The organism is Streptomyces sp. NPDC026301 (assembly GCF_055567935.1).
The window spans coordinates 1-24,219 of the sequence record NZ_JBVHPN010000006.1; the positions used below are offsets into that span (position 1 = coordinate 1).

At 72.6% G+C, this 24,219-nt stretch carries 23 protein-coding genes and 1 riboswitch; of the genes, 6 read left to right on the top strand and 17 right to left on the bottom strand.

What is annotated here, in order from left to right; genetic code table 11:
- Window positions 1–144: 144 nt before the first annotated feature.
- The 10 genes from ACZ4MH_RS11630 to ribD form a co-directional block, all read right to left on the bottom strand.
- Window positions 145–1,266: a hemolysin family protein gene (locus ACZ4MH_RS11630; RefSeq protein ID WP_351595949.1), complete on the bottom strand. Its 1,122-nt coding sequence runs from the start codon at window positions 1,264–1,266 to the stop codon at window positions 145–147.
- Window positions 1,263–2,642 carry a hemolysin family protein gene (locus ACZ4MH_RS11635; protein ID WP_351595946.1) on the bottom strand — a complete coding sequence of 460 codons (1,380 nt, stop codon included), beginning with the start codon at window positions 2,640–2,642 and terminating at the stop codon, window positions 1,263–1,265. Before ACZ4MH_RS11635 ends, ACZ4MH_RS11630 begins: the two co-directional genes overlap by 4 nt.
- Before the next feature lie 258 nt (window positions 2,643–2,900).
- Window positions 2,901–3,350 carry a PH domain-containing protein gene (locus ACZ4MH_RS11640; RefSeq protein WP_351595943.1) on the bottom strand — a complete coding sequence of 150 codons (450 nt, stop codon included), beginning with the start codon at window positions 3,348–3,350 and terminating at the stop codon, window positions 2,901–2,903.
- 85 nt (window positions 3,351–3,435) lie between these two features.
- On the bottom strand, window positions 3,436–4,284 hold the full coding sequence (gene hisG, locus ACZ4MH_RS11645) for an ATP phosphoribosyltransferase (RefSeq protein ID WP_351595940.1): 849 nt from the start codon (window positions 4,282–4,284) through the stop codon (window positions 3,436–3,438).
- A 50-nt stretch (window positions 4,285–4,334) separates the two neighbouring features.
- Window positions 4,335–4,607, bottom strand: a complete 273-nt coding sequence (locus tag ACZ4MH_RS11650; protein ID WP_030251465.1) for a phosphoribosyl-ATP diphosphatase — start codon at window positions 4,605–4,607, stop codon at window positions 4,335–4,337.
- A gap of 33 nt (window positions 4,608–4,640) precedes the next feature.
- Window positions 4,641–5,126, bottom strand: a complete 486-nt coding sequence (gene ribH, locus ACZ4MH_RS11655) for a 6,7-dimethyl-8-ribityllumazine synthase (RefSeq protein WP_031059195.1) — start codon at window positions 5,124–5,126, stop codon at window positions 4,641–4,643.
- A gap of 71 nt (window positions 5,127–5,197) precedes the next feature.
- Window positions 5,198–6,490, bottom strand: a complete 1,293-nt coding sequence (locus tag ACZ4MH_RS11660; protein ID WP_351595935.1) for a bifunctional 3,4-dihydroxy-2-butanone-4-phosphate synthase/GTP cyclohydrolase II — start codon at window positions 6,488–6,490, stop codon at window positions 5,198–5,200.
- Window positions 6,487–7,140: a nicotinamide mononucleotide transporter family protein gene (locus ACZ4MH_RS11665; RefSeq protein WP_351595932.1), complete on the bottom strand. Its 654-nt coding sequence runs from the start codon at window positions 7,138–7,140 to the stop codon at window positions 6,487–6,489. Before ACZ4MH_RS11665 ends, ACZ4MH_RS11660 begins: the two co-directional genes overlap by 4 nt.
- Window positions 7,137–7,745, bottom strand: coding sequence for a riboflavin synthase (locus ACZ4MH_RS11670; RefSeq protein ID WP_351595929.1), 609 nt, complete (start codon window positions 7,743–7,745; stop codon window positions 7,137–7,139). The genes ACZ4MH_RS11665 and ACZ4MH_RS11670 overlap by 4 nt, the downstream gene beginning before the upstream one ends.
- A gap of 1 nt (window position 7,746) precedes the next feature.
- A complete protein-coding gene (gene ribD / locus ACZ4MH_RS11675; protein ID WP_351596001.1) occupies window positions 7,747–8,823 on the bottom strand; it encodes a bifunctional diaminohydroxyphosphoribosylaminopyrimidine deaminase/5-amino-6-(5-phosphoribosylamino)uracil reductase RibD in 1,077 nt (358 codons plus the stop codon).
- A gap of 181 nt (window positions 8,824–9,004) precedes the next feature.
- Window positions 9,005–9,135: riboswitch (FMN riboswitch) on the bottom strand.
- Window positions 9,136–9,335: 200 nt separating this feature from the next.
- On the opposite strand from ribD, the gene ACZ4MH_RS11680 reads away from it, so the two are divergent.
- Complete coding sequence (locus ACZ4MH_RS11680) at window positions 9,336–10,148, top strand: SDR family oxidoreductase (RefSeq protein ID WP_351595926.1); 813 nt, start codon at window positions 9,336–9,338, stop codon at window positions 10,146–10,148.
- Between the two features lie 25 nt (window positions 10,149–10,173).
- Here the strand turns inward: ACZ4MH_RS11680 and ACZ4MH_RS11685 are convergent, their stop codons facing one another.
- On the bottom strand, window positions 10,174–10,980 hold the full coding sequence (locus ACZ4MH_RS11685) for a GAF and ANTAR domain-containing protein (RefSeq protein WP_351595923.1): 807 nt from the start codon (window positions 10,978–10,980) through the stop codon (window positions 10,174–10,176).
- Between the two features lie 309 nt (window positions 10,981–11,289).
- On the opposite strand from ACZ4MH_RS11685, the gene ACZ4MH_RS11690 reads away from it, so the two are divergent.
- Window positions 11,290–12,015: a response regulator transcription factor gene (locus ACZ4MH_RS11690; RefSeq protein ID WP_351595920.1), complete on the top strand. Its 726-nt coding sequence runs from the start codon at window positions 11,290–11,292 to the stop codon at window positions 12,013–12,015.
- A 31-nt stretch (window positions 12,016–12,046) separates the two neighbouring features.
- A complete protein-coding gene (locus ACZ4MH_RS11695; RefSeq protein ID WP_467754478.1) occupies window positions 12,047–13,819 on the top strand; it encodes an ATP-binding protein in 1,773 nt (590 codons plus the stop codon).
- A gap of 49 nt (window positions 13,820–13,868) precedes the next feature.
- On the opposite strand, the gene ACZ4MH_RS11700 is transcribed toward ACZ4MH_RS11695, so the two are convergent.
- On the bottom strand, window positions 13,869–15,110 hold the full coding sequence (locus tag ACZ4MH_RS11700; RefSeq protein WP_467754479.1) for an ROK family transcriptional regulator: 1,242 nt from the start codon (window positions 15,108–15,110) through the stop codon (window positions 13,869–13,871).
- Window positions 15,111–15,184: 74 nt separating this feature from the next.
- Between ACZ4MH_RS11700 and ACZ4MH_RS11705 the strand changes: the two genes are divergently transcribed.
- Window positions 15,185–16,402 carry an MFS transporter gene (locus tag ACZ4MH_RS11705; protein WP_351592624.1) on the top strand — a complete coding sequence of 406 codons (1,218 nt, stop codon included), beginning with the start codon at window positions 15,185–15,187 and terminating at the stop codon, window positions 16,400–16,402.
- Window positions 16,403–16,462: 60 nt separating this feature from the next.
- On the opposite strand, the gene ACZ4MH_RS11710 is transcribed toward ACZ4MH_RS11705, so the two are convergent.
- Window positions 16,463–16,957 (bottom strand): acyl-CoA thioesterase, encoded by a 495-nt coding sequence (locus tag ACZ4MH_RS11710; protein ID WP_351592621.1) that lies wholly within the window; start codon window positions 16,955–16,957, stop codon window positions 16,463–16,465.
- A gap of 227 nt (window positions 16,958–17,184) precedes the next feature.
- Between ACZ4MH_RS11710 and ACZ4MH_RS11715 the strand changes: the two genes are divergently transcribed.
- Window positions 17,185–18,588: a uracil-xanthine permease family protein gene (locus ACZ4MH_RS11715; protein WP_351592618.1), complete on the top strand. Its 1,404-nt coding sequence runs from the start codon at window positions 17,185–17,187 to the stop codon at window positions 18,586–18,588.
- A 244-nt stretch (window positions 18,589–18,832) separates the two neighbouring features.
- On the opposite strand, the gene ACZ4MH_RS11720 is transcribed toward ACZ4MH_RS11715, so the two are convergent.
- Entirely contained in the window at window positions 18,833–19,525 is a 693-nt protein-coding gene (locus tag ACZ4MH_RS11720) for a DUF5995 family protein (protein ID WP_351592615.1), read from the bottom strand.
- Between the two features lie 187 nt (window positions 19,526–19,712).
- Between ACZ4MH_RS11720 and ACZ4MH_RS11725 the strand changes: the two genes are divergently transcribed.
- A complete protein-coding gene (locus ACZ4MH_RS11725; protein ID WP_351592612.1) occupies window positions 19,713–20,642 on the top strand; it encodes an LLM class F420-dependent oxidoreductase in 930 nt (309 codons plus the stop codon).
- A 222-nt stretch (window positions 20,643–20,864) separates the two neighbouring features.
- Here the strand turns inward: ACZ4MH_RS11725 and ACZ4MH_RS11730 are convergent, their stop codons facing one another.
- The 3 genes from ACZ4MH_RS11730 to ACZ4MH_RS11740 form a co-directional block, all read right to left on the bottom strand.
- The gene (locus tag ACZ4MH_RS11730; protein ID WP_351592609.1) at window positions 20,865–22,556 is read right to left on the bottom strand and encodes a flavin monoamine oxidase family protein; all 1,692 of its coding nucleotides are present in this window, start codon (window positions 22,554–22,556) and stop codon (window positions 20,865–20,867) included.
- Window positions 22,557–22,696: 140 nt separating this feature from the next.
- A complete protein-coding gene (locus ACZ4MH_RS11735) occupies window positions 22,697–23,494 on the bottom strand; it encodes a carbon-nitrogen hydrolase family protein (protein ID WP_351592606.1) in 798 nt (265 codons plus the stop codon).
- A 269-nt stretch (window positions 23,495–23,763) separates the two neighbouring features.
- Entirely contained in the window at window positions 23,764–24,219 is a 456-nt protein-coding gene (locus ACZ4MH_RS11740; protein ID WP_351592603.1) for an Lrp/AsnC family transcriptional regulator, read from the bottom strand.

The window sequence follows — 24,219 nt, forward strand, 5'->3', positions numbered from 1 at the left end:
GGGGGGGGGGGGGGGGGGGGGGGGGGGGGGGGGGGGGGGGGGGGGGGGGGGGGGGGGGGGGGGGGGGGGGGGGGGGGGGGGGGGGGGGGGGGGGTAGGGGGGGGGGGGGGGACCCCCCCCCGCCCCGCTCTCGTACACGGGCTCTCAGCCCGCCATCGCCCGGTCCCCCGGCTGCGCGTTTCCGGACTGCAGGTCGCCGGCGCCGCGTGGTTCGGCGATGTGCGCCGGGCCGGTCTCACCGCGGTGTGCGGGGTCGCGTACCTCGCCGACCAGCTTCTCCAGTACGTCCTCCAGGGCGACCAGGCCGAGCACCCGGCCCGCGCCGTCGGAGACCGCCGCGAGGTGCGAGGCCGCCCGGCGCATCGCCGTGAGCGCGTCGTCCAGCGGGAGTTCGGCGCGCAGCGTGGTCATCGGGTGCCAGATGTGCTGCGGCACCGCACGGTCCCGCTCCTCCAGGTCCAGTACGTCCTTGACGTGCAGATAGCCCATGTACGCACCGCCCGGCGCGGACACCGGGAAGCGCGAGAAGCCCGTCTTCACGGTCAGCTCCTCGACCTGCCGGGGCGTCACGGACGGGTCGACAGTGACCAGGGCCGCCCGGTCGATCAGTACGTCGGTGACCGGGCGGCGGCCCAGCTCCAGGGCGTCGGAGAGGCGTTCCTGCTCCCCCGGGTCCAGCAGCCCGGCCTGGCCCGCGTCCGCCACGAGGTGGGTGAGCTGCTCGGTGGTGAACACCGCCTCGACCTCGTCCTTGGGCTCCACCCGGAAAAGCCGCAAAATGCCGCGGGCGCAGGCTCCCAGCAGCGCGGTGACCGGGCGGCACATCCGGGCGAAGACGACCAGGCCCGGGCTGAACCACAGGGCGGTCTTCTCCGGCGCGGCCATCGCGAGGTTCTTCGGCACCATCTCGCCGATGACCAGGTGCAGGAAGACCACGAGGGCCAGGGCGATGGCGTAACCCAGCGGGTGGATCAGCGCTTCGGGGAGATGCACCGCGTGGAAGAGCGGCTCCAGCAGCCGGGCCACGGTCGGCTCGGCGACCGCGCCCAGCGTCAGCGAGCAGACGGTGATGCCGAACTGCGCGGCGGCCATCATCTGCGGGAGGTTCTCCAGCCCGTACAGCACCCGCTTCGCCCGCTTGGAGCCCTCGGAGGCCAGCGGTTCGATCTGGCTGCGGCGTACGGAGACCAGCGCGAACTCCGCGCCGACGAAGAAGCCGTTGACGAGCACCAGCAGGGCGGCGACGAACAGTTGCAGCACGCTCATCGGACACCTGCCCGCTCGCCGGCCGGCACGGCCACGGCGGCGCCCTGCGCCGTGCCGGTCTCGGCCTGCGCCGCACCGGTCCGGATCAGGCGCACCCGGTCGGCGCGGTGGTGCGCGACCAGCCGCACCCGCAGCCGCCAGCCGTCCAGTTCGGCGGTGTCCCCGGAGGCGGGGATCCGGCCGAGTACGTGGGCGACCAGTCCGGCCACGGTCTCGTACGGGCCGTCCGGCGCGCTCAGGCCGATCCGGCGGAGCGTGTCGACGCGGCAGCCGCCGTCGGCGTCCCAGGCGGGGTGGCCGTCCTCGGCGGGCGCGAGCACCAGCTCCGGCAGGTCCGCGTGGTCGTGCTCGTCGCGGACCTCGCCGACCAGTTCCTCGATGATGTCCTCCAGGGTCACCACGCCGGCCGTGCCGCCGTACTCGTCGACGACCACGGCTATCGGCTGCTCGCTGCGCAGCCGCTCCAGCAGCGGCTGGACGGGCAGCGACTCCGGGACCAGCAGCGGGGCGACCGCTATCCGGCCGACGGGGGTGCGCAGCCGGTCCTGCGCCGGGACGGCGAGCGCGTCCTTGAGGTGGACCATGCCCACGACCTCGTCGATCCGGGTGTGGTAGACGGGGAAGCGGGAGAGGCCCGTGGCGCGGGTGAGGTTCAGTACGTCCTCGGCGGTCGCGGAGGACTGCAGCGCGGAGACCCGTACGCGCGGAGTCATCACGTTCTCCGCGGTCAGCTCGCCGAGCGCGAGGGTGCGCACGAACAGGTCGGCGGTGTCCTGCTCGATGGCGCCGGCCCGCGCGGAGTGCCGGGCCAGCGAGACCAGTTCGCCGGGGGTGCGGGCGGACGCCAGCTCGTCGGTGGGCTCGACGCCGAGGGACCGCACGAGGCGGTTGGCCACGGTGTTGAGCAGCGAGATCACCGGGCGGAAGAAGCGCGAGAAGGCGTGCTGCGGGCCCGCGACGAAGCGCGCGACGGTGAGCGGCTTGGAGACCGCCCAGTTCTTGGGGACCAGCTCGCCGATCACCATCTGGACGGCGGAGGCCAGCAGCATGCCGATGACGACGGCGATGCCGGGCACCGCGCCGGCGGGCAGCCCGGTGGCCGCCAGCGGCCCGCCGAGCAGGTCGGCGAGGGCGGGCTCGGCGAGCATGCCGACGACCAGCGAGGTGATGGTGATGCCCAGCTGGGTGCCGGAGAGCTGGAAGGAGAGCTCGCGCAGCGCGGTGACGACCGTACGGGCACGGCGGTCACCGGCGTCGGCGGCCCGTTCGGCGGCCGCCTTCTCCACGGTGACGAGGCCGAACTCCGCGGCCACGAAGAAGCCGTTCGCCAGGATCAGCACAAAGGCCGCGGCGAGCAGCAGCAGAGGGACTGTCATGCCGCCGCCTCCCACGTGCACGGGAGCGCCGCGGTCTGCGGGCGGCGTCCGGGAGGGGCGGCGCAGGTACTACAGGACGATCCGTCCATTGCTGGAAGGAGTCACTCCTCGGGTCGCAGGGTCCCCACGAAGGGGGCGGGGCACGGCACGGCCCCGGGCTACAGAGTAATCAGGCCGGGCGCGGCGAGGGGAGAGCCGACGGACGTGCGGTACGCCGCACGGCGCGGCCCTTGCCGGATCGGGGCGGCGGGCCTTCGGTCAGCGGTCGCGGCCGTCGGTGCCGTGCGCCTCGGCGAGGGCCCGCAGCGTACGGGCGTCCTGGACGGCCTGCTCCTTGGCGATGCCGGGCTGGATGCCCATCGCGGGCAGGCTGGTGCCGTCGGCGAGGTCGAGGTGGACCCAGGCGTCGCCGACGCGGAGGTTCACCCGCAGGACTTCGGCCCAGACCAGCTCGCGCTTGGTCGTGAGGTTGACGACGGTGACGCCGCGCTCCGTGGCGACGACCTTGGGCCGCGCGAGCAGCAGCAGTACGGCCAGTACGAGCAGCCCGGTGAACACGAAGCTGATCCGCTCGCCGCCGCTGAGGGCCGGCAGCAGGAACGCGACGACCGTGAGGGCCACCAGCTGGGCGATGCCGACGACGTACAGGACGGCACGGGTGCGGGCGGGCCGGAAGGTCACCGGGAGGTCGGGCAGAGGCGCGGACACGTCGTCGTCTTCCGTGGCGGGGGCGGCGGTACGTACACGGGCCGTACGCAGGCCGCGGAGCGGATACGTACGGCCCGGCGGGCGGTCAGAGGCGGCAGGCGTGGATGCCGGTCGTCAGGATCGCGCGGGCACCGAGGGCGTACAGCTCGTCCATGACGCGCTGGGCGTCCTTGGAGGGGACCATCGAGCGGACCGCGACCCAGCCTTCGTGGTGCAGCGGGGAGACGGTCGGCGACTCCAGGCCCGGGGTGAGGGCCACGGCCTTCTCGACCTGGTCGACGCGGATGTCGTAGTCCATCATCACGTACCGGCGGGCCACCAGGACGCCCTGCATGCGCCGCAGGAACTGCTGCACCTTCGGGTCGTCGGCGGGGGCGCCCTCGCGGCGGATGACGACGGCCTCGGACTTCAGGATCGGCTCGCCGATGATCTCCAGGCCGGCGTTGCGCAGCGTCGTACCGGTCTCGACCACATCCGCGATGATCTCGGCGACGCCGAGCTGGATGGCGGTCTCCACCGCGCCGTCGAGGTGCACGACGGAGGCGTCCACGCCGTTGTCGGCGAGGTGCTGCTTGACCAGCCCGGAGAAGGAGGTCGCGACGGTCATGCCGCCGAACTCCTTGACGTCCTTGGCCGTGCCCGGGCGGGTGGCGTAGCGGAACGTCGAGCCGGCGAAGCCGAGCTGCATGATCTCCTCGGCGTCCGAGCCGGAGTCCAGCAGCAGGTCACGCCCTGTGATGCCGATGTCGAGCTTGCCGGAGCCGACGTAGACCGCGATGTCGCGGGGGCGCAGGAAGAAGAACTCGACCTCGTTCTCGGCGTCGACCAGGACCAGCTCCCTGCGGTCCTTGCGCTGGCGGTAGCCGGCCTCATGGAGCATCGCCGACGCAGGCTCGGACAGTGAACCCTTGTTGGGGACGGCGATGCGCAGCATGAGGGGGCTTCCTTTGTACGAGGGAGAGGGTGAGCGGTGGGTGATGCGGATCAGAGGTGGGCGTAGACGTCGTCAAGGCTGATGCCCTTGGCGACCATCATCACCTGAAGGTGGTAGAGGAGCTGCGAGATCTCCTCGGCGGCGGCGTCGTGGGATTCGTACTCCGCGGCCATCCACACCTCGGCGGCCTCTTCGACGACCTTCTTGCCGATCGCATGGACGCCGGACTGGACCAGCTCGGCGGTGCGGGAGGTAGCGGGGTCGCCGGTGGCGGCCTTCTGCTGGAGCTCGGCGAAGAGCTCCTCGAACGTCTTCTTGGACATGATGTCCCTACCCTAGCGGTCGGCCGCCCTTGGTCAGCGCCAGGGTTCGGATACGGAACGGAGCGTGGCAGCGGTGGCGACGGCGGCGGTGACCGCCTCGTGGCCCTTGTCCTCATTGGAGCCCTCAAGGCCCGCGCGGTCCAGCGCCTGCTGCTCGTCGTCGCAGGTCAGCACGCCGAAGCCGATGGGCACGCCGGTGTCGATGGAGACCTGGGTCAGGCCCTGGGTGACGCCCTGGCAGACGTACTCGAAGTGCGGGGTGCCGCCGCGGATGACCACGCCGAGCGCGACCACCGCGTCGTATCCGCGGCCCGCGAGCACCTTGGCGACGACCGGGAGCTCGAAGCTGCCCGGGACGCGCAGCAGGGTCGGCTCGTCGATGCCCAGCTCGGTCAGCGCGCGCAGCGCGCCGTTCACCAGGCCGTCCATGACCTGGGTGTGCCACTGGGCAGCGATGACGGCCACCCGGAGGTCGCCACAGTTCTTCACGGACAGTTCGGGTGCGCCCTTGCCGCTCACGTTGCTCCTCGTGCTGATGGTGCGTAGTAGGTGATGTACGTAGTGATGTACGTAGTGATCTATCGGGTGTCTTACTGGGTGCCGCAGGCCGAGGCGCGGTCCGCCGGGTCCAGCCACGGCAGGTCGTGCCCCATGCGGTCCCGCTTGGTGCGCAGGTACCGCAGGTTGTGCTCGCCGGCCTGGACCGGCATCGGCTCCCGGCCCGAGACGTGCAGGCCGTGTCCGGCCAGTGCCGCGGTCTTCTCCGGGTTGTTGGTCATCAGGCGCAGCGAGCTCACGCCGAGGTCGTCGAGGATCTGCGCGCCGGCCGCGTAGTCCCGGGCGTCGGCGGGCAGGCCCAGCTCCAGGTTGGCGTCCAGGGTGTCCCGGCCGCGCTCCTGGAGCTCGTAGGCGCGCAGCTTGGACAGCAGTCCGATGCCGCGTCCCTCATGGCCGCGCAGGTAGATCACCACGCCGCGGCCCTCCTCGCTGATCCGGCGCAGCGACTCCTGGAGCTGCGGGCCGCAGTCGCAGCGCAGCGAGTGGAAGATGTCGCCGGTCAGGCACTCGGAGTGGACCCGGACGAGGACGTCCTCGCCGTCGCCGAGCTCCCCGGCGACCAGCGCGATGTGCTCGACGCCGTCCACGGTGGAGCGGTAGCCATGCGCGGTGAAGTCGCCGAAGGCGGTGGGCAGGGTGGTCGTGGCCTCGCGGCGCACGGTGGGCTCCGCGCTGCGGCGGTAGGCGATCAGGTCCTCGATGGAGATGATCGCGAGGCCGTGCTTGCGGGCGAACGGGATCAGCTCGGGCAGCCGCAGCATGGTGCCGTCCTCGCCCGCGATCTCCACGATCGCGGCGGCGGGGCGCAGTCCGGCGAGCCGGGCGAGGTCCACGCCGGCCTCGGTGTGGCCGTTGCGTACGAGCACGCCGCCGGGCTTGGCCCGCAGCGGGAAGATGTGGCCGGGCCGGACGAAGTCGCCGGGGGCGGACTCGCCGGAGGCCAGCAGGCGCAGCGTGGTGGCGCGGTCGGCGGCGGAGATGCCGGTGGACACGCCGTGCTCGGCGGTGGCGTCCACGGAGACGGTGAAGGCCGTCTGCATGGACTCGGTGTTGTGCTGGACCATCTGCGGGAGCTCCAGCCGGTCCAGCTCCGGGCCCTCCATGGGCGCGCAGATCAGGCCGCGGCACTCGCTCATCATGAAGGCGACGATCTCGGGGGTGGCCTTCTCGGCGGCGAGGACGAGGTCGCCCTCGTTCTCGCGGCTCTCGTCGTCGACGACCACGACGGGGCGTCCTGCGGCAATGTCCGCGATGGCCCGCTCGACGGGGTCGAGCGTGAGGTCGATCGCGTCGGGACCTTCGTACCAGTTCTGCTGTGCGGTCATGCCGCCGCTCCTTCCAGGACGGGCTGCGTACTCGTACGGGAGCGCAGCCACCAGTCGCGCAGGCCCCACAGGACGAGACCGAAGTAGACGACGTAGACCAGGCCGGAGAAGGCCAGGCCGCTGCTGAAGGCCAGCGGGACGCCGACCACGTCGACCAGCAGCCAGGCGAACCAGAACTCCACCAGGCCGCGGGCCTGGGCCACCATCGCGGCGAGCGTGCCGACGAAGATGTAGGCGTCCGGCCAGGGGTTCCAGGACAGCTGGGGAACCTGCGCGAAGAGGAAGCCGACGGCGAGGGTGCCGACGGCGGTGCCCGCGATCAGGGTGGAGCGCTCGCGCCAGGAGGCGAAGCGGACGGCGATCGTGCCGTCCTGGGCCTGCTGCCGGCCGCGCTGCCACTGCCGCCAGCCCCACAGGGCGACGCCGATGACCAGCAGCTGCTTGCCGACGCCGCCGGCGAGCTGCGCGGAGGCGTACGCGGCGACGAGGATGACGCCGGAGAGGAACTGCGCGGGCCAGGTCCATATGGAGCGCCGCCAGCCGAGGGCCAGGGCTATCAGGCCGACGGTGTTGCCGATCATGTCGGTCCAGATGACGTGCTGGCCGAAGGCGGTGAACGCCTCGCCGTTCAGCCAGGTCAGTACGGTCATCGCGCGGCCCCCGCAGCGTCGTGGCCGAGCAGCCGCTCGACGTACTTGGCGAGGACGTCGACCTCCAGGTTCACCGGGTCGCCGACCTGCTTGATGCCGAGCGTGGTGAGGTCCAGGGTGGTCGGGATGAGGCTGATGGTGAAGTGGTCGGCACCGGCCTCGACGACGGTGAGGCTGACGCCGTCGACGGTGATAGAGCCCTTCTCGACGACGTAGCGGGCCAGGCCGTCCGGCAGGGCGATCTTCACGATCTCCCAGTGCTCGCCGGGGGTGCGCTCGGCGATGGTGCCCGTGCCGTCGACGTGGCCCTGGACGAGGTGGCCGCCGAGCCGTCCGCCGAGCGCCATCGGGCGCTCCAGGTTCACCCGGGAGCCCTTCTCCAGCGCGCCGAGGCTGGACCGCTTGAGCGTCTCGGCCATCACGTCGGCGGTGAACTCACCGTCCGCCGTCTCCACGACGGTCAGACACACGCCGTTGACCGCGATGGAGTCGCCGTGCTTCGCGCCGTCGGTGACGAGCGGGCCGCGCAGTCGGAAGCGGGAGGCGTCCGTCAGCGTCTCGACGGCGACGACCTCACCCAGTTCTTCGACGATTCCGGTGAACACTTCAGTTCTCCTCGTGGAGGGCGGGGGTGGCGGTGATGCGCAGATCGGGGCCGAGCCGTTCGGTGTCGGTCACATCGAGGCGCAACGCCCGGGCGATGGTGGAGATTCCGGCGTCGCCCAGCGCGGCCGGGCCGGCGCCGAGCAGTGTGGGGGCGAGATAGCCGACGACCTTGTCGACGACGCGGGCCGCGACGAAGGACCCGGCGAGGGTCGGGCCGCCTTCCAGCAGTACGGAGCAGACGCCGCGGTCGTACAGCGCGCCGAGCAGGGCCGGTACGTCCAGGCCCGGGCCGTCCGCGGCGCGCGGCAGCCGGACGACGGTCGCGAGCTCTTCGAGGTGGGTCGCGTCGGCGTCCTCGGCGACCGCGATCAGGGTCGGCGCCGTGCCGTCCAGTACTCGGGCGCCGGGCTTCACGGCCGTGGCGGAGGAGTCGACGACGACCCGCAGCGGCTGGGTGACCTCGGTGTCCGGCAGCCGCGCGCCGAGCTGCGGGTCGTCCGCGCGTGCGGTGCCGGAGCCGACGATCACGGCGTCGGCCACGGCGCGCAGCCGGTGCACGTCGGCGCGGGACTGCGGCGAGGTGATCCACCGGCTGGTGCCGTCGGCGGCCGCGATCCGGCCGTCCAGCGTGGCCGCGTACTTCCACAGCACGAAGGGTCGGCGGCGCAGTACGGAGGTCAGCCAGGCTTCGTTCCCGGCGGCGGCCTCGTCGGCCAGCAGCCCGCCCTCGACGTCGACGCCGGCCGCGCGGAGCGTCACGGCGCCGCCGGTCGCGGCCGGATTGGGGTCGGAAACGGCGTAGACGACGCGGGCGACGCCGGCGTCGATGAGGGCCTGGGCGCAGGGACCGGTACGGCCGGTGTGGTTGCAGGGCTCCAGGGTGACCAGCGCGGTGCCGCCGCGGGCCCGCTCACCGGCCGCTTCGAGTGCGTGGACCTCGGCGTGGGGGCCACCGGCCCGTTGGTGCCAGCCCTCACCGACCAGCTGCCCGGACGCGTCGAGGACGACGCAGCCGACGGCGGGATTGGGGCTGGTGTGCCCGAGGCCGCGGGCGGCGAGCTCGATGGCCCGGCGCATCGCCGTGGTCTCAGCGGGGGCTGTCGCGGCCACCGGGTCCTCCTGCCTCTTCAGGCACGGACTCCGGGGCTGTCGCGAGCGACAGAAGCGGTACGGAACAACACGATCACCGGGCCGGACAGAGGATCCCGTCCGTCATGGACGGGACCGCCGACGGCGGTGCACCGATGCTGCTCGCCCGCCGCGCACTGCCTCCCATCCGGACTTTAACCGTCGGTGCAGGAATTTCACCTGCTCAACCGGCCGCTGGCTGCGGACGGGTCGCGGACTGTAACCGCCGGTTCGGACTTTCACCGACCCCGGAGTGCGCTGCGTATGTCAGTACCCCTCCAGTCTGCCACGTCTGATCGTCGGCCATGCGGGCGCACACCTGTGGGCTGACTCACACTGGGTGGCGGGATGTGTACGCACCTGCCCCGGGAGTTCTCCGCGCGTTCCCGGGGAGTTCTTACGGTGACGGACCGCGCCCCGGCGCGGTCGAATGACAGGACAGTCTCCGGGAGGAGCGGGCGATGACGACGTTTCTGGTGACCGGCGGCACGGGGACCCTCGGGCGGGTGGTGGTGGACCGGCTGCTGGCCGACGGGCACACCGTGCGGGTGCTCAGCCGACGGCCGCACACCCGCGCGGAACACCCGCGGCTGCACTCGTACGCCGTCGATCTGCGCAACGGCGTCGGGCTCGCCGCCGCGGTGTCCGGCGTGGAGGTGATCGTGCACTGCGCTTCGACGCCGTCCGGCGGCGACCTGGATGCGGCGGGCCAATTGGTGGACGCGGCGCGGACGGCGGGCGTAGGCCACCTCGTCTATATCTCCATCGTCGGCGTGGACCGGGTGCCCCTGCGCTACTACCGCACCAAGCACGAGGTCGAGCGGCTGCTGGCGGAGTCGGACGTGCCGTGGACCGTGCTGCGTACGACGCAGTTCCACGACCTGGTGCTGCGGATGGTGAAGGCCGGCGCGCGGTCGCCGGTGCTGCCGGCCCCGGCGGGCGTACGGGTCCAGCCCGTCGACGTCCGCGAGGTGGGCGCGCGGCTGGTGGAGCTGGCGTACGGCAAGCCGTCCGGGCACGTCCCGGACATGGGCGGCCCGGAGATCTTCACCGCCCGCGAACTGATCGACCGCACCCTGCACGCGGGCGAGCGCCGCCGCCTCGCGCTGCCGGTGCGCCTCCCCGGCGCGACGTACCGGGCCTTGCGGGCGGGCGGCAACCTCGCCCCGGACCACGCGACCGGCAAGCTCCGCTACACCGACTTCCTGGCCGAACGCGGCGGCCGGGTCCCGGGCGTCCGGGTGGTCCGGAGCGGCGACACGACGGCGGGCTGAGGACCGGGACCGCCCGCCCGCTCCGTCACCGCCCCCGTCCGATCGGTGCGGACGGGGGCGGCCAGGGGCCGGCGGGGTCGTCGACGAGGGCGCGGGCGAGGTCGTACAGGCGCATCCGGTGCGCGCGGGCGTAGCCGCGCAGCACCTCGAAGGCGGCGTTCGGGGAGAGGCCGAGCCGGACGGCGAGGATGCCCTTGGCCTGTTCGATCGGGACGCGGGTGGAGAGGGCCTGTTGGAGTTGGCCGACCCGGACGAGGCAGTCGGTGAGCGTCCGTTGCATCAGGAGTCCGGTGGTGGCGGCCCGGGCCAGGGTCTGGGCGCGCTCCTGGTGGTGCGCGTCCAGCGACCCGGTGGCGCGGCGGTAGAGGTTGATGACCCCGACGGCGTGGTCGTCGTGACACAGGGGTTCGGCCCACATGGCCCGGTAACCGGCGGCCGTCGCCCGCAGGGCGAGTCCGGGCCAACGGGACCGGCCGGCGGTGAAGTCCGCGACGCGGTGCGGGCGGCAGGTGCGCAAGGCTTCGATGCACGGCCCCTGCGCGGTCTCGATCTCGTACACCTCCACGCGGCGCAGCGCTTCGTCGGAGCTGGCGGCCATTTCGACGGCTCCGCCGTTGGGGCCGGAGGGCGCCCCGGCCTTCATGGCCGCGGCCGCGGGTCCGACGAGTATGACGCCGACGGAGTCGACGGGCAGCAGGTCGAGGCAGTGCTGGATCAGGCGCCGGGTGAGCGGCGCCGACGTGGTGTCGGTGTGACACTGGATCAGGTTCAGCAGGGCCCAGGTGAGAGCGCGGTCCTGCCCGCCGCATGAGGGACCGGTGGCATGGGGCATCGGAGGTTCCCGGGAGTAAGCGGTGTCCTGGGCGTGGCGGTGGTGGCCGGACAGGCCGCCCGGGCGTCGACGGAACGGCTGCCCGCCCGAATCGACGCCCTTCGTCCTGCCCTCGTTGTTCTCGGCGTGAGATGCTGCGATGGACAGCACTTCGAGGGCCGGTGGTCCAGTAATAGCGCGGCTGGTTGGCCGACTCCTCCACGCCGGATCAACGTCGTCTCAACACTGTCGACTCTCGCGGAGTCACCGTTGCCGTTATCCTCCGGACCGCATTCGGACTACTGCGCAGCCGGCGCCGCGGCGGACCGCGTGCCGTCCGCACACCGGCCGGTGGTCGCGCTCATCGAGGACGAGCCCGACCTCATGGCCATGTCGCAGGCGTACCTGGAGCGCGAGGGCTTCGCCGTGGTGAGCGCGCGCGACGCCCGCTCGGGGCAGGCGGTGCTGGACGGCGAACCGGTCGACCTGGTCATCCTGGACCTGGGGCTGCCGGACGGCAACGGCCTGGACCTGCTGCGCGGGGTACGCGAAGCGGACGGACCACCGGTGATCATCGTGACCGGGCGCGGCGAGGAGACCGACCGGGTGCTCGGGCTGGAGCTGGGCGCCGACGACTATGTGGTCAAGCCGTTCTCCCAACGCGAACTGGCAGCGCGCATCCGGGCCGTGCTGCGCCGGGCGGCACCCCGGCAGGACCGGCGGAGCGCCGGACGGCCGCCGGTCCTCCGGCTGGGCGAGCTGATCGTGGACACCGGCGCACGGCAGGTGCGCACCGTGGGCGGACCGATCGCCTTCACGCCGCGCGAGTACGCGTTGCTGGAGTTCCTCGCGGCGGCGCCGGGCCAGACCTTCTCGCCCGGTCAGCTGATGGGCCGGGTGTGGGACGGCGGCGACTGGCAGGCCCCGGCCACCGTCACCGAACACGTCTACCGCGTACGGCGCAAGCTCCTGGCCGCCGGTGTCGGTGCGCCGCGCATCACGACGGTGCGCGGCTTCGGCTACCGGCTGGACGTAACGGCCGATCCGTACGCGTGACACCCCCGTACTCAGCAGGAGGTGAAGTGCCATGACTGCGGGCCCGCAGCAGGACGGCACCACCCACCGCACCACGTCCGCACCGGACTACCACGCACTTTTCGACGCGACACCCTCGCCCTACCTCGTCCTGGACCCCGAACTGCGCATCGTCGAGGTCAACCGGGCGTATCTGGCGGCCACCCTCACCGAGCGCCGGGCCATCCTCGGCCGCCCGATCTTCGAGGTGTTCCCCGACAACCCGGCCGACCCGACCGCGGACGGCGTCCGGAATCTGGCCCACTCCCTGCGCACCGTGCTCGCCACGGGACGGGCCGACACCATGGCCATGCAGCGCTACGACATTCCGGACGGGACGGACGGCGCCTTCGTGGAACGGTACTGGTGTCCGGTCAACACCCCTGTATTGGACGACACCGGCGCGATCACCCACATCATCCACCGGGTCGAGGACATCACCGAGTTCATACGCCTGCGCAGCGCGGGGCAACGCCAGCAGCGGGCCGCCGCCGAGCAACAGCAGCGCGCCGAACGCATGGAGAGCGAACTGTTCGCCCGCAGCCGCGAGGTCCAGGCGGCCAACCAGCGGCTGACGCAGGCCAACGAGGCGCTGACGGCGGCCGGGGCGGCGCTGCGCGCGCAGCAGGAGGCCAAGGACCGCTTCATCGCCACCCTCTCGCACGAACTGCGCAATCCGCTGGCCGCGTTGCAGGCCGCCGGTGAACTGCTCGCCCTGGACATTCCGGCCGCGCACCCGGCACTGGCCGTCCTGCAGCGGCAGATCACGCACATGGTGCGGATGACCGACGACCTGCTGGACGCGACCAGAGCGCTGACCGGCCGGCTGCAAGTGGCCCGTGAGCGGCTCGATCTGCGCTCCGTGGTCACCGCCGCCGCCGAGGACATGCTCCCCGAGTACGACCGGACGCGGCGCAGGCTCCTGGTCGTCATGCCGTCCGGCCCTGTGCCCGTCGAGGGGGACCGCGTGCGGCTCGCGCAGATCACCGCCAACCTGCTCAGCAACGGCCGCAAGTACACCCGGCCGAACGGCACGGTGGAACTCGCCCTGGAGACGGTGGCCGGCCCCGGCGGCACCGAACACGCCCTCCTGACCGTGCGCGACGACGGCGTCGGATTCGACCCGGCCACCGCCGACACCCTCTTCGACGCCTTCGTCCGGGCCGCCCCGGCCGCCGACACGACGACCGGCGGGCTCGGACTCGGCCTGCCGATCGTCCGCGGCATCGCCGAGATGCACGGCGGCACCGTGGAAGCCCACAGCGACGGCCCCGACAGCGGCGCGTGCTTCCTCATCCGCCTTCCGCTGACCTCCGCCGCGGCACCGCTCCCCCGCCGGTCCGGGCGGCCGGCCGCGGCCGCCCGGCGCCCGCCGCTGCGCGTCCTGGTGATCGAGGACAACGCCGACCTGGCCGCCACCTACCGCGCCCTGCTGGAGCGGAGCGGCGACCGCGTGACGGTCGCGCACACCGGCAGCGCCGGCCTGGCCGCCGCCGGCGCCGCCCCCTTCGACCTGGTCCTCAGCGATCTCGCGCTCCCCGACATCCACGGCCACGACGTCGCCCGCCGACTGCGCGAAGCACTCCCGGCCGACCGCACCCGGCTGGTCGCCGTCTCCGGTTTCAGCCAGCGCGCCGACCGCGACCGCTCGGCCCGCTCCGGTTTCGACGCCCACCTGACCAAGCCGCTGACCCTCACCGAGCTGGACCGCCTCCTGGCCCGGTGGGCCGGCGATCCGTCTCCGTGGCCACAGGACGCGTCCGCGTCCGGGCCCTCCTCCCTGTGACCGCTTCCCGACCGAAACGCTCCCTGCGTCGTTCAGTGAGTGGCGTCGTTCAGTGCGCCGCGTCGTCCGGGCTGAAGAGGTCGTCCTGGGCGGCGTCCTTGGCGGCGAGTACGGCACCGCGCAGGACGCCGCGGCCGCCCACCGTGCCCGCGCGGACCTCGGTGTACAGGGGCGACATGCGGGCCGCGTACGTGGCCACCCGGGTGGCCAGGGCCTCGCCGCCGGCCCGGCCGATCTCGCCGCCGAGTACGACACAGCCGGGGTCGAGCACGGCGGCCACCGCGGCCACGCCGACGGCGACGCGCCGCGCGAGGGCGTCGAGGAAGGCGGCACCAACGGGCCCCGCGGCCACGGCCGCGCGGACGACGTGTTCGGCGGGCGGTGCGTCCGTACCGTCTTCGACGTTCGCGGGGACGAAGCCGTACTCCCCCGCGAGTGCCACGATCGCCGGGGAGGCGGCGAGGGAGTGGAAGCCGCCGTCGCAGCCCGCGGCGGTGGGCAGCGACGGTGTCCCCGGTACGGGCAGGAAGCCGATCTCGCCCGTGCCGCCGGAGGCGCCGCGGCGGAGCCGGCCGTCCAGGAACACCGCGGCCCCCACGCCGTGGCCCAGCCACAGGAGGACGAAGGTGTCGCGGTCGCGGTCGCGGGCCGCGCCGTCCCGGCATTCGGCGATGGCCGCGAGATTGACCTCGTTCTCCAGGAGCAGCGGCGCTTCGAGGCGGTCGCGCAGCCCGGCGACCAGCGCGCCGTGCCAGGAGGGCAGCGTCCCGGTGCCGGTCAGCCGCCCGGTGGCGGGGTCGACGAGGCCGGGGGCGCCGACCGCGACGGTGTGCGCGCGTACCCCGCCGGCGCGCGCCAGCGCACGGTCCAGCGCGGCGTACGCGCCGGCCACCGCGTCCTCGGGGGCGGCGTCCTCGGCGACCGGTACGGACTCCTGCGCGCGGATGACGCCGAGCAGGTCGGCGACGGCGACGGTGACGCCGTGCGTGCGAACGTCGATGCCGGCGAGGTGGGCGCGGTCGGCGACGATGCCGTAGAGCCGGGCGTTGGGGCCGCGGCGGTCGGCGCCCGTCTCGCCGACGACCGCGATCAGCCCGGCGGCCCGCAGCCGCTCGACGAGGTCGGCCACCGTCGGCCGGGACAGCCCGGTCCGCTCCTTGAGCTGATGGGCCGTCATCTGACCCTCGTCCTCCAGCAGTTGGAGAGCGATGCGGTCGTTGATGGCCCGCGCGGTGCGCGGCGACGCGGTACGGGACGCCGTACGGCCGGTGCGCGCGGAGGTGTCAGGCATGGCGGAATCCTTCCAGAGCACACGCCCCGCAAATATCGGAGGTTAATAGGCAGGGACCCTGATAGTTTGCCGCCATGCCCGTCAACGGTGGTTCCGCAGCGGCAGCCCCGCCCCGCCAACTGCGCCGCGCACGCTGGTCGGTGGCGCTGGTCTTCCTCGTACACGGCTCGGTGACCGGCAACTTCGCCACCCGCGTCCCCTGGATCCAGGAGCACACCGGCGTCAGCGCCGGGGAGCTCGGGCTCGCGCTCGCGTTCCCCGCGATCGGCGCGTCCCTGGCGATGCCGCTGGCCGGCCGGATCAGCCACCGCTTCGGCGCCCGTACGGCGCTGCGCGGACTGCTCGCCCTGTGGACGCTCGCCCTCGCGCTGCCCGCACTCGCCCCGAACCTCTACGCGCTCTGCGGCGCGCTGCTGGTCTATGGGGCCGCGGCCGGGACCTCGGACGTGGCGATGAACGCGCTGGGCGTCGAGGTCGAGCAGCGCCTGGAGAAGCCGATCATGTCGGGGCTGCACGGCATGTGGAGCGTGGGCGCGCTGCTGGGCTCGGCGGCCGGTACGGTCGCGGCCCACGCCGCCACCGACGCCCGCTTCCACCTCTCGCTCGCCGCGGGCGTGCTGACCGTACTGGGCGCGGTCTTCTGCCAGGGCGTACTGGACCTGCGCAGCACCCCGGACGAGCATCCGCCGCCGCGGTTCGCGCTGCCCCCGAAGTCCGCGCTGATCATCGGCGCGGTCGGTTTCTGCGCGGTGTTCGCCGAGGGCGCGAGCCTGGACTGGTCGGCGGTGTACCTGCGGGACGTGCTGGGCACGTCGGCGGGGCTCGCGGCCGGCTCGACGACCGCGTTCGCCTGCACGATGGCGGCGGCCCGACTGGCGGGCGACCACGTGGTGGCCCGCTTCGGAGCGGTGCGCACGGTACGGGCGGGCGGCGTACTGGCCACGGCCGGCGGGCTGCTGATCGTCACGGCACAGCACCCGGTCATGGCGGTGGCGGGTTTCGCGCTGATCGGGCTGGGCATCGCGGTGGTCGTGCCGCTGGCGTTCGCGGCGGCGGGCCGCAGCGGCCCGGCCCCGAGCCAGGCCATCGCGGGCGTCGCGACGATCACGTACACCTCGGGCCTGATCGCGCCCTCCGCCATCGGCTCGATCGCCCAGGCCACCTCGCTGACCGGCTCCTTCGCGCTGGTCACGGTGCTGGCACTGGGCCTGATACTGGGCGCGGGCGTGCTCCGCGTACCGGAGCGCCGGGCGTCGGTCAGCTCGGCGACATTCGACCTGAAGGGGTCGTGAAGGGGTACCGAAGGGGCACTAAAGGCCTCCTGACCCGGCGCGCTCGGCAGCGGCCGGCGATCAGCTCGCGTCCGGCAGGGCCTCCGGGCGGGCGAGCTTGCGGGCTATCGCGCGGCCCTCGTCGGTCCAGGGCGTGGGCCGCAGGGTCCGCGCGTCGACGCGGACCAGGATGCGATGGCCCTGCGCGTACGTGGTGGCGCCGTCCGCCGAGCAGACCCGGAAGCCGTAGGTGAGGCTGGTACGGCCCAGGCGCTCGACCCACAGGTGGGCGGCGTACTGGCCGGGGCGGGTGATCGGCGCCTCGTAGGAGACGCGCATCTCCTTGATGACGTTGGCCATGTCGCCTGCGGCCGCCCAGTCGCCCTCGAAGCCGAAGCCGTGGCCGTGCCAGTACTCGCCCCAGGCGCGCTCGACGAGCAGCGGGAAGCGCGAGTTGTGGAGCATGCCGAGCGCGTCGAGGTCGTCGAAATGGACCGTCACAGGGACCAGCTCGCCGTACGGGAGGGTCTGGGCGGTCTCGGCGGTCTCGGCGGTATACGGGGCGGCGGCGCTCACGGTCGTACTCCTGGTGGTGCGGGGTGGTCGGGGCACATGCGTTCAAAAGTTGAACCATCTTCATCGTAAGCATGCGCTTAGACCGCTTTCACCACCGGGAGGAGTGACCGAGGCCATACACCTCGCACCCGGACACAGCAGGCGGAAGCGGACCGCCCCCGCACTAACATTGGCCGGTCACCGCCGGTCGGTGGCCTCATGACAACTTGACGAGAACGGGAGCATTCATGGGCCTCGGCGTGCGCTGGACCCTCCACGGAGACGGGCGCACCCCAGCGCCGGGTGCCGTGGTCCGACCCGACGAGCGGCTGACCTGGCCGCGTACCGCGGGCCTCGGCGCGCAGCACGTGGTGGCGATGTTCGGCGCGTCCTTCGTGTCGCCGGTCCTCATGGGGCTGGACCCCAACCTCGCGATCATGATGTCCGGCGTCGCGACGATGATCTTCCTGCTCGCGACCCGCGGCCGGGTGCCCTCCTACCTCGGGTGCAGCCTCTCCTTCGTGGGCGTCGCGGCGGTCATCCGGGCGCAGGGCGGTACGAGCGCCACGGTGACCGGCGCGGTCCTCGTGGTCGGCGCGGTGCTCTTCGCGATCGGGCTCGCCGTGCAGAAGTTCGGCGCGCGGATCATTCACGCGGCGATGCCGCCGGTCGTCACCGGCGCGGTCGTCATGCTGATCGGCTTCAACCTCGCGCCGGTGACCGCGAGTACGTACTGGCCGCAGGACCAGTGGGTGGCGCTGCTGACCATGCTCTTCACCGGGCTGGCCGTGGTCTGCCTGCGCGGCTTCTGGTCGCGCATCGCGATCTTCCTCGGCCTGGTCTTCGGGTACCTCGTGTCCTGGCTCTTCGACCTGGTCTTCGGGATGATCCACTCCCAGAACGGCGCGGGCAAGGTGACCGACCACTGGCGACTGGACTTCTCGGCCGTCGCCAAGGCCGACTGGGTCGGCCTGCCCTCCTTCCACGGACCGAGCTTCAGCTGGTCCGCGATCCTGGTCGCGCTGCCGGTGGTGATCGCGTTGGTCGCCGAGAACGCCGGGCACGTCAAGGCGGTCGGCGAGATGACCGGCGACCCGCTGGACGACAAGCTCGGCACCGCGATCTCCGCGGACGGCGCCGCCTCCGTACTCTCCACCGCGCTCGGCGGCCCGCCCAACACCACGTACTCCGAGAACATCGGCGTCATGGCGGCCACCCGCGTCTACTCCACCGCCGCCTACTGGGCCGCCGCCTGCTTCGCGCTACTCTTCGGACTCTGCCCGAAGTTCGGCGCGGTGGTCGCCGCGATCCCGGGCGGCGTACTGGGCGGCATCACGGTCATCCTATACGGCATGATCGGCCTGCTGGGCGCGCAGATCTGGGTCCACAACAAGGTGGACCTGCGCAATCCGCTGAACCTCGTCCCCGTGGCCGCGGGCGTCATCATCGGCGTCGGCGGCGTCAGCCTGAAGATCTCCGACAACTTCGAACTGGGCGGCATCGCCCTGGGCACGATCGTCGTCCTCTCCGGCTACCACGTACTGCGCGCACTGGCCCCGGCCCACCTGAAGCAGCAGCACCCGCTGCTGGACGAGGGAACTTCGTCGTACGACGAGGGGTCGGACGGCGAGGGCGGGGGCGGGGCCGCGTAGGGGGACGCGTCAGGCCCGGGGCTTGGCGCAACGGGTCACGCGCGGGGCGGTAGCGTCGTGGCGCAACGCGTCACGCGCGGGGCGGTAGCGTCGTAGCGCAACGCGTTTCAGGCCCCGGCGGCGCGTATACAGGTGCACACCCCAGAGGCCCCCACCAGGGGGTTACCCAAGGGGGTGGCCGGCGAAGCGCGGCGGGGCAGGGCCCGCGCGCATCCGGTGGCCCTCAGGCGCGTGTCGGGGTCCGTCAGTCGCGGAGTGGGGTCAGGAGCATTTGGCCGATCAGGCCGACGCTTGCGTCCAGGCGCTGGGCGAACTCCTCCCCCACTTCCGGCAGTCCGCGCAGGCTCCACAGCACCCGGGCCGCCGCCCACGCGCCGTCCCGGGCCGCCTCCAGGCTCCACGAGCCGGCCAGGTGGGTCAGCGGGTCGGCGATGTCCAGCAGGTCGGGGCCCGGCATCAGCCGCTCGCGCACCCGCTCCTCCAGCCCGGTCAGCACCCGCCCCACCCGGTCGAAGTCGGCCTCCAGCGCGGCCGGTTCGCACTCCAGGGCCTGGCAGGTGTCCACCAGGGCGAACGCCAGGTCGTGCCCGATGTGCGCGTTGATCCCGGCCAGCGCGAACTGCAGCGGCTTGACGCCGGGGTGGCAGCGGAGCTGGAACAGCGGGCGCCAGCAGGCCGGGGCCCGCAGCCCTGCCGTGACGGCGTCCACCGCGCTCAAGTACCGCAGCGCGAACCGCACGTCCAGCTCGGCGGCCGCGCCCGCGTCCCGGAAGCCGCCCGCGCCGATCTGCCGTCCGACCTCCTCGGTGACCTGCAAGTACACCCGGTTGAACACCGCGACGCCGTCGCGCGGGGGCAGCGCCGCGTCCAGCGCGCGCATCCGCGCCACGATCTTCGCCACGCCTGCCGGCGCGCCCGTCGGCTGCATCGTCGTCATGCGGTCAGCGTGGCAGGGCCGGGGGCCGGGCAGGGACGGCGCGGCGACGCGTGACCGGATCGGGCTAACGATCAGTGCGCGCCGGGGCGCGCGCCTTTGCGCCCCCTGGCGGCCGGAACTCCCGCGGGTCCGGCGGACGTTGATCGCTCGTACACCGCCGGCGAACCGGATCCGAAGGAGCACAGACATGGCTGTCCGACTCGGGCTGAGCCTCCCGCAGATGCGGCAGTACGACCTCGGGCGTGACGTGCCGGACGTGGCGCGCGCCGCCGAGCAGACCGGTTACGAAAGCCTCTGGGTCTTCGAGCGCGTGCTCTTCCCCGAGCCCGCGACTCAGGGGTTGTACGGCATACCGGGCCTGCCCTGGCCCGATCAGTACCGCTCGGTGGCCGACCCGCTGGTGACGCTGACGCTGGCAGCCGCGGCCACGGAGCGGGCGAGGCTGGGCACGAGCGTGCTGGTCGCTCCTTTGCACGTGCCCTTCCAGCTCGCCCGCAGCCTCGCCTCGCTGGACGCGGCCAGCGGCGGCCGGGTGATCGCCGGGCTCGGCACGGGCTGGTCCCTGGACGAGTACGCGGCCGCTGCGGTGGCCCCCTTCGAGCGGCGCGGCAAGGTGCTGGACGAGCTGCTGGAGGTGTGCCGGGCGGTGTGGGGACCGGACCCGGTGGCGTACGAGGGCGAGCTGACCACGATCGCGCCGTCCGAGGTCGGCCCCAAGCCGGCCCGGCCGATCCCGGTGCTGCTGCCCGCCAACAGCCCGCGGGCGCTGCGCCGCCTGGTGGACCGGGCGGACGGCTGGATGCCGGTGGGCATGGGCGCCAGGAAACTGGCCGAGCAGTGGCGGCAGATACAGGACCTGGCCGCGGAGCGCGGCCGCACGGCCCCGTTCCAGAACGTCCTGCGGGTGAACACCCAGCACACACCCAAGGCGTACGAGGGCCAGGACCGCGCCCCCTTCCAGGGCAGCGTCGCGCAGATCGTCGAGGACCTGGCCGCCCACGCCGAGGTGGGCCTGGAGGAGATCCTGGTCGACCTCCAGGGTCGGGCCCGGGACGCGGAGGAGCTGAAGGACCTGGCGGCGGAGGTGTACGAAGCGGCGCGGGCGGCGGGGATATGAAGCGCGGCCGGGACACCACGGGCGGTCGGCGGACGGGCGGTCAGCGGATGGGCCACTGAGCCTGCGGGGGGAGCCGCCGCGCGACTCCCCCCGTCCCCGAGTCCGGGCCCCCGGCCGGTTCAACGGCGGCCGGTCCACCGACGGCCGGTTCGCCGACGGCCGGTCCGCCGTCGGCCGGCCGGGAGGGCGGTCAGGCCTCCGTCGGTCGGCCGGGGTGGGCGGTCAGTCCTCCGGCAGTTCGACCGGGGCGATCTCGTCGTACAGGTCGCCGGGGCCGGGGTTGGTGGTGTCCGTGCCGCCGCCGAAGTGGTGCATCACGCCCCACACCGCGTTCAGCGCGGTCTGCACGGCGCCCTCGGCCCAGCCGGCGGTCCAGGAGATGTCGTCACCGGCGAGGAAGAGGCCGCGCTTGTCCTCAGGAAGGAGGTCCTGCATGAAGTGCGTGAACAGCCGGCGCTGGTAGCGGTAGTGCCCCGGCAGGTTGGCCTTGAACGCGCCCATGAAGTAGGGCTCGTTCTCCCAGGACACGGTCACGGGGTTGCCGATGATGTGCTTGCGGATGTCGACCTTCGGATAGATCTCCGAGAGCGACTTCAGCATGACCTCCATGCGCTCGTTGGCGTCCAGCGGCAGCCACTTCAGGCTGTCGTCGCACCAGGTGTAGGAGAGGCAGATGACCGCGGGCTCGTCGGGCCCGTTGTCGAGGAGGTAGGTGCCGCGGGTCATCCGGTCGGTGAGCGTCATCGACATGACGTCCCGCCCGGTGTCCTCGTCCTTGTCCAGCCAGAAGGGCCGGTCGACCGGCACGAAGAGCTTGGAGGACTCCATGTAGTGAGTACGCTCCATCGCCGTCCAGTGGTCGATGGGGAACAGCGCGTCGTCGCACTCGATCTTTGACAACAGCATCCAGGACTGCGCGGTGAAGACGGCCGCCTGGTAGGTGCGGATGTCGCCGGAGGCGTCGGTGACGGTGATCCGGTTGCCGGCGGTGCGGTTCAGCCGGGTCACGGCCGGGCGCGGCGCGCCGTCGTGCAGCGAGGAGAGGGACGTGCCCTGGGCCCAGTGCACGATCTTCGCCGGCTCACGCTCCCACAGCCGCAGCGGGAGCTGCTGGCTGCCGCCGACGATGCCGCGGTGGTGGTCGTCGGCCTCGGTGTAGACGACGCGGAGGATCTCCAGGATGGAGTTGGGGAAGTCGGTGTCCCAGCCGCCGGTGCCGAAGCCGACCTGGCCGAAGATCTCCCGGTGCCGGAAGGACTTGAAGGCGCTGGAGTCGCAGAGGAAGCCGTAGAAGGTCTGGTTGTCGAGCTTCTCGACGAGCTTCGCCCAGATCTCGCGGATCCGCGGGACGTCGCGCTCGCGGAGGGCGCGGTTCATGTCGGAGAAGTCCGCGCCCTCCTCCAGGCAGGCGTTCCAGGCGTTCATGACCTGGTGGTAGACCTCCGGCAGGTCGTCCACGGTGCGGGCGTAGTGCGACTCGCCCTTGAGGTCGACGACGGTGGAGGGGGTGTCGGGCGCGAGCGGGTTGGGGAACGGCTTGGTCGTGAGGCCGACCAGGTCGATGTAGTGCTGCAGCGCCGTGGAGGACGGCGGGAAGCGCATGGCGCCCATCTCGGCGGTGAGCGAGGAGTCGCAGCCCTCGAAGCCGACGGTGCGCAGCCGGCCGCCGATCTGATCCGCCTCGTAGACGACGGGCTTGAGGCCCATCTTCATCAGCTCGTAGGCGGTGACGATGCCGGAGAGGCCGCCGCCGATGACCGCGACCTCGGTGCCGTGCTCGGTCGCGGGTATCTGGCCCAGGCCCGCCGGGTGGGCGAGGAAGTCGTCGTACGCGAAGGGGAAGTCCGGTCCGAACATGGTGATCGGCGGCTGCGCGTCGGTGTGCTGGACAGCGGTGGGCACCGTGGACGTCATGGGGGCGAGACTCCTTGCAAAACAGCGCAAAACGCGGGGAAAGGGGCAGGCGGGGCCAGGGCGGGGCGGCCAGGGACGGGCCGGGACGGCCAGGGGTGCAACGGGGGTGCGACGGGGGTGCGACGGGGGCGCCGCCGAGGTCAGCTCAGCGAGCCGTACAGCCCGGGGCGGCGGTCCTTCAGGTAGGTGTTCGCCTCGCGGGAGGCCGCGAGGAAGCCGGGGTCGACGTCCCCGTACACCACTTCCTCGCCGCGGCCGGCGCGGGCGCGCACGACTCCGTCGGGACCGGCCAGCGTGGAGAGCCCGACGAACTCGAACTCCTCCTCCTGGCCGACGCGGTTGACGTACGCCACGTACAGCTGGCTCTCGAAGGCGCGGACCGGGATCATCGACTCCGCGACGAACTGGTACGGATGCATCTGGGCAGTGGGCACGACCAGGAAGTCGGTGCCGGCCAGCGCGTGGGCCCGGACGTTCTCCGGGAATTCCACGTCGTAGCAGATCAGCAGGCCGATCCGGACGCCGTTCAGCTCGGTCTGGACGACGGGCTCGTCGCCGGGGGTGAACCACTCCTGCTCGAAGCAGCCGAAGAGGTGCGTCTTGCGGTAGTTCGCGAGCCGCGTGCCGTCGGGGCCGATGAGCTGCGCGGAGTTGTAGACGGTGTCGCCGTCGCGCTCCGGGTAGCCGTACAGGACGGCGATGCCGTGCTCGGCGGCGATCCGCGCGATCTCGTCGGCGCTCTCGCCGTCGGCCGGCTCGGCGAGCCGGGAGACGCCGGAGCCGATGGCGTAGCCGGTCAGGTACAGCTCCGGGCAGGCCAGCAGTCCGGCGCCGGCCGCCGCCGCGTCGGCGGCGGCCCGCTCCAGCGCCTTGAGGTTGTACGCCACATCTCCGGGCCGTCCCGAACTCTGAAGCAGGGCGGTGCGCAGCGAAGACATGGGACCCCTCGGGTGATGCGTACGGACGTTCGGACGACGCCTTTCAAGAGCGCCTGTCGTCGGACGACGGCTCTCAGGAACGTCTTCCGGAAGACGTCTAGACGGTACGGTCCGGGGAGCAAGTGGTACAAGGCTGCACCATTGCGCTCCACGTACCGATTCGTTGCGCCTTATGGGCCGCTCGCGGCGATTCGTTGCGTCCCTGCCGCGCGCTCACCGCGGCGCCGCACTCAAAGTGCTCGGACACGGGCTCTCAGGCGGTCGAGCGCTCAGACCGGGGAGCCGGAGGAGAAGCGCCGCAGGAGGGGCGAGAGCACCAGGACGGACTTGGTCCGCTCGACGAAGTGCTCGCCGGCGATGCGTTCCAGTACTCGCTCGAAGTGCCGCATGTCGGCGGCGAAGACCTGGACGATGGCGTCCGCCTCACCGGTCACGGTGGAGGCGGACGCCACTTCGGGATAGCGCGAGAGGCCACGGTGGATGGCCTCGGGCGAGGTGTTGCGACGGCAGTACAGCTCGACGAAGCCTTCGGTCTCCCAGCCGAGCGCCGCCGGGTCCACCCGTACGGTGAACCCGGTGATGGCGCCCTCGGTGCGCAGCCGGTCCACCCGGCGTTTGACGGCCGGGGCCGAGAGCCCGACCTCCTGACCGATGTCGGCGTAGGAGCGGCGGGCGTCCTCAGCCAGGGCGTGGACGATGCGTTCGTCGAGGTCGTTCAGTCGCAC

Bases quoted from the DNA above. Each gene is read 5' to 3' on its own strand.
- ACZ4MH_RS11630 (WP_351595949.1), bottom strand. From the start codon at position 1,266: ATGAGCGTGCTGCAACTGTTCGTCGCCGCCCTGCTGGTGCTCGTCAAC.
- ACZ4MH_RS11635 (WP_351595946.1), bottom strand. From the start codon at position 2,642: ATGACAGTCCCTCTGCTGCTGCTCGCCGCGGCCTTTGTGCTGATCCTG.
- hisG (WP_351595940.1), bottom strand. From the start codon at position 4,284: ATGCTGCGCATCGCCGTCCCCAACAAGGGTTCACTGTCCGAGCCTGCG.
- ACZ4MH_RS11650 (WP_030251465.1), bottom strand. From the start codon at position 4,607: ATGTCCAAGAAGACGTTCGAGGAGCTCTTCGCCGAGCTCCAGCAGAAG.
- ACZ4MH_RS11660 (WP_351595935.1), bottom strand. From the start codon at position 6,490: ATGACCGCACAGCAGAACTGGTACGAAGGTCCCGACGCGATCGACCTC.
- ACZ4MH_RS11665 (WP_351595932.1), bottom strand. From the start codon at position 7,140: ATGACCGTACTGACCTGGCTGAACGGCGAGGCGTTCACCGCCTTCGGC.
- ribD (WP_351596001.1), bottom strand. From the start codon at position 8,823: ATGCGCCGGGCCATCGAGCTCGCCGCCCGCGGCCTCGGGCACACCAGC.
- ACZ4MH_RS11680 (WP_351595926.1), top strand. From the start codon at position 9,336: ATGACGACGTTTCTGGTGACCGGCGGCACGGGGACCCTCGGGCGGGTG.
- ACZ4MH_RS11685 (WP_351595923.1), bottom strand. From the start codon at position 10,980: ATGCCCCATGCCACCGGTCCCTCATGCGGCGGGCAGGACCGCGCTCTC.
- ACZ4MH_RS11695 (WP_467754478.1), top strand. From the start codon at position 12,047: ATGACTGCGGGCCCGCAGCAGGACGGCACCACCCACCGCACCACGTCC.
- ACZ4MH_RS11700 (WP_467754479.1), bottom strand. From the start codon at position 15,110: ATGCCTGACACCTCCGCGCGCACCGGCCGTACGGCGTCCCGTACCGCG.
- ACZ4MH_RS11705 (WP_351592624.1), top strand. From the start codon at position 15,185: ATGCCCGTCAACGGTGGTTCCGCAGCGGCAGCCCCGCCCCGCCAACTG.
- ACZ4MH_RS11715 (WP_351592618.1), top strand. From the start codon at position 17,185: ATGGGCCTCGGCGTGCGCTGGACCCTCCACGGAGACGGGCGCACCCCA.
- ACZ4MH_RS11720 (WP_351592615.1), bottom strand. From the start codon at position 19,525: ATGACGACGATGCAGCCGACGGGCGCGCCGGCAGGCGTGGCGAAGATC.
- ACZ4MH_RS11725 (WP_351592612.1), top strand. From the start codon at position 19,713: ATGGCTGTCCGACTCGGGCTGAGCCTCCCGCAGATGCGGCAGTACGAC.
- ACZ4MH_RS11730 (WP_351592609.1), bottom strand. From the start codon at position 22,556: ATGACGTCCACGGTGCCCACCGCTGTCCAGCACACCGACGCGCAGCCG.
- ACZ4MH_RS11735 (WP_351592606.1), bottom strand. From the start codon at position 23,494: ATGTCTTCGCTGCGCACCGCCCTGCTTCAGAGTTCGGGACGGCCCGGA.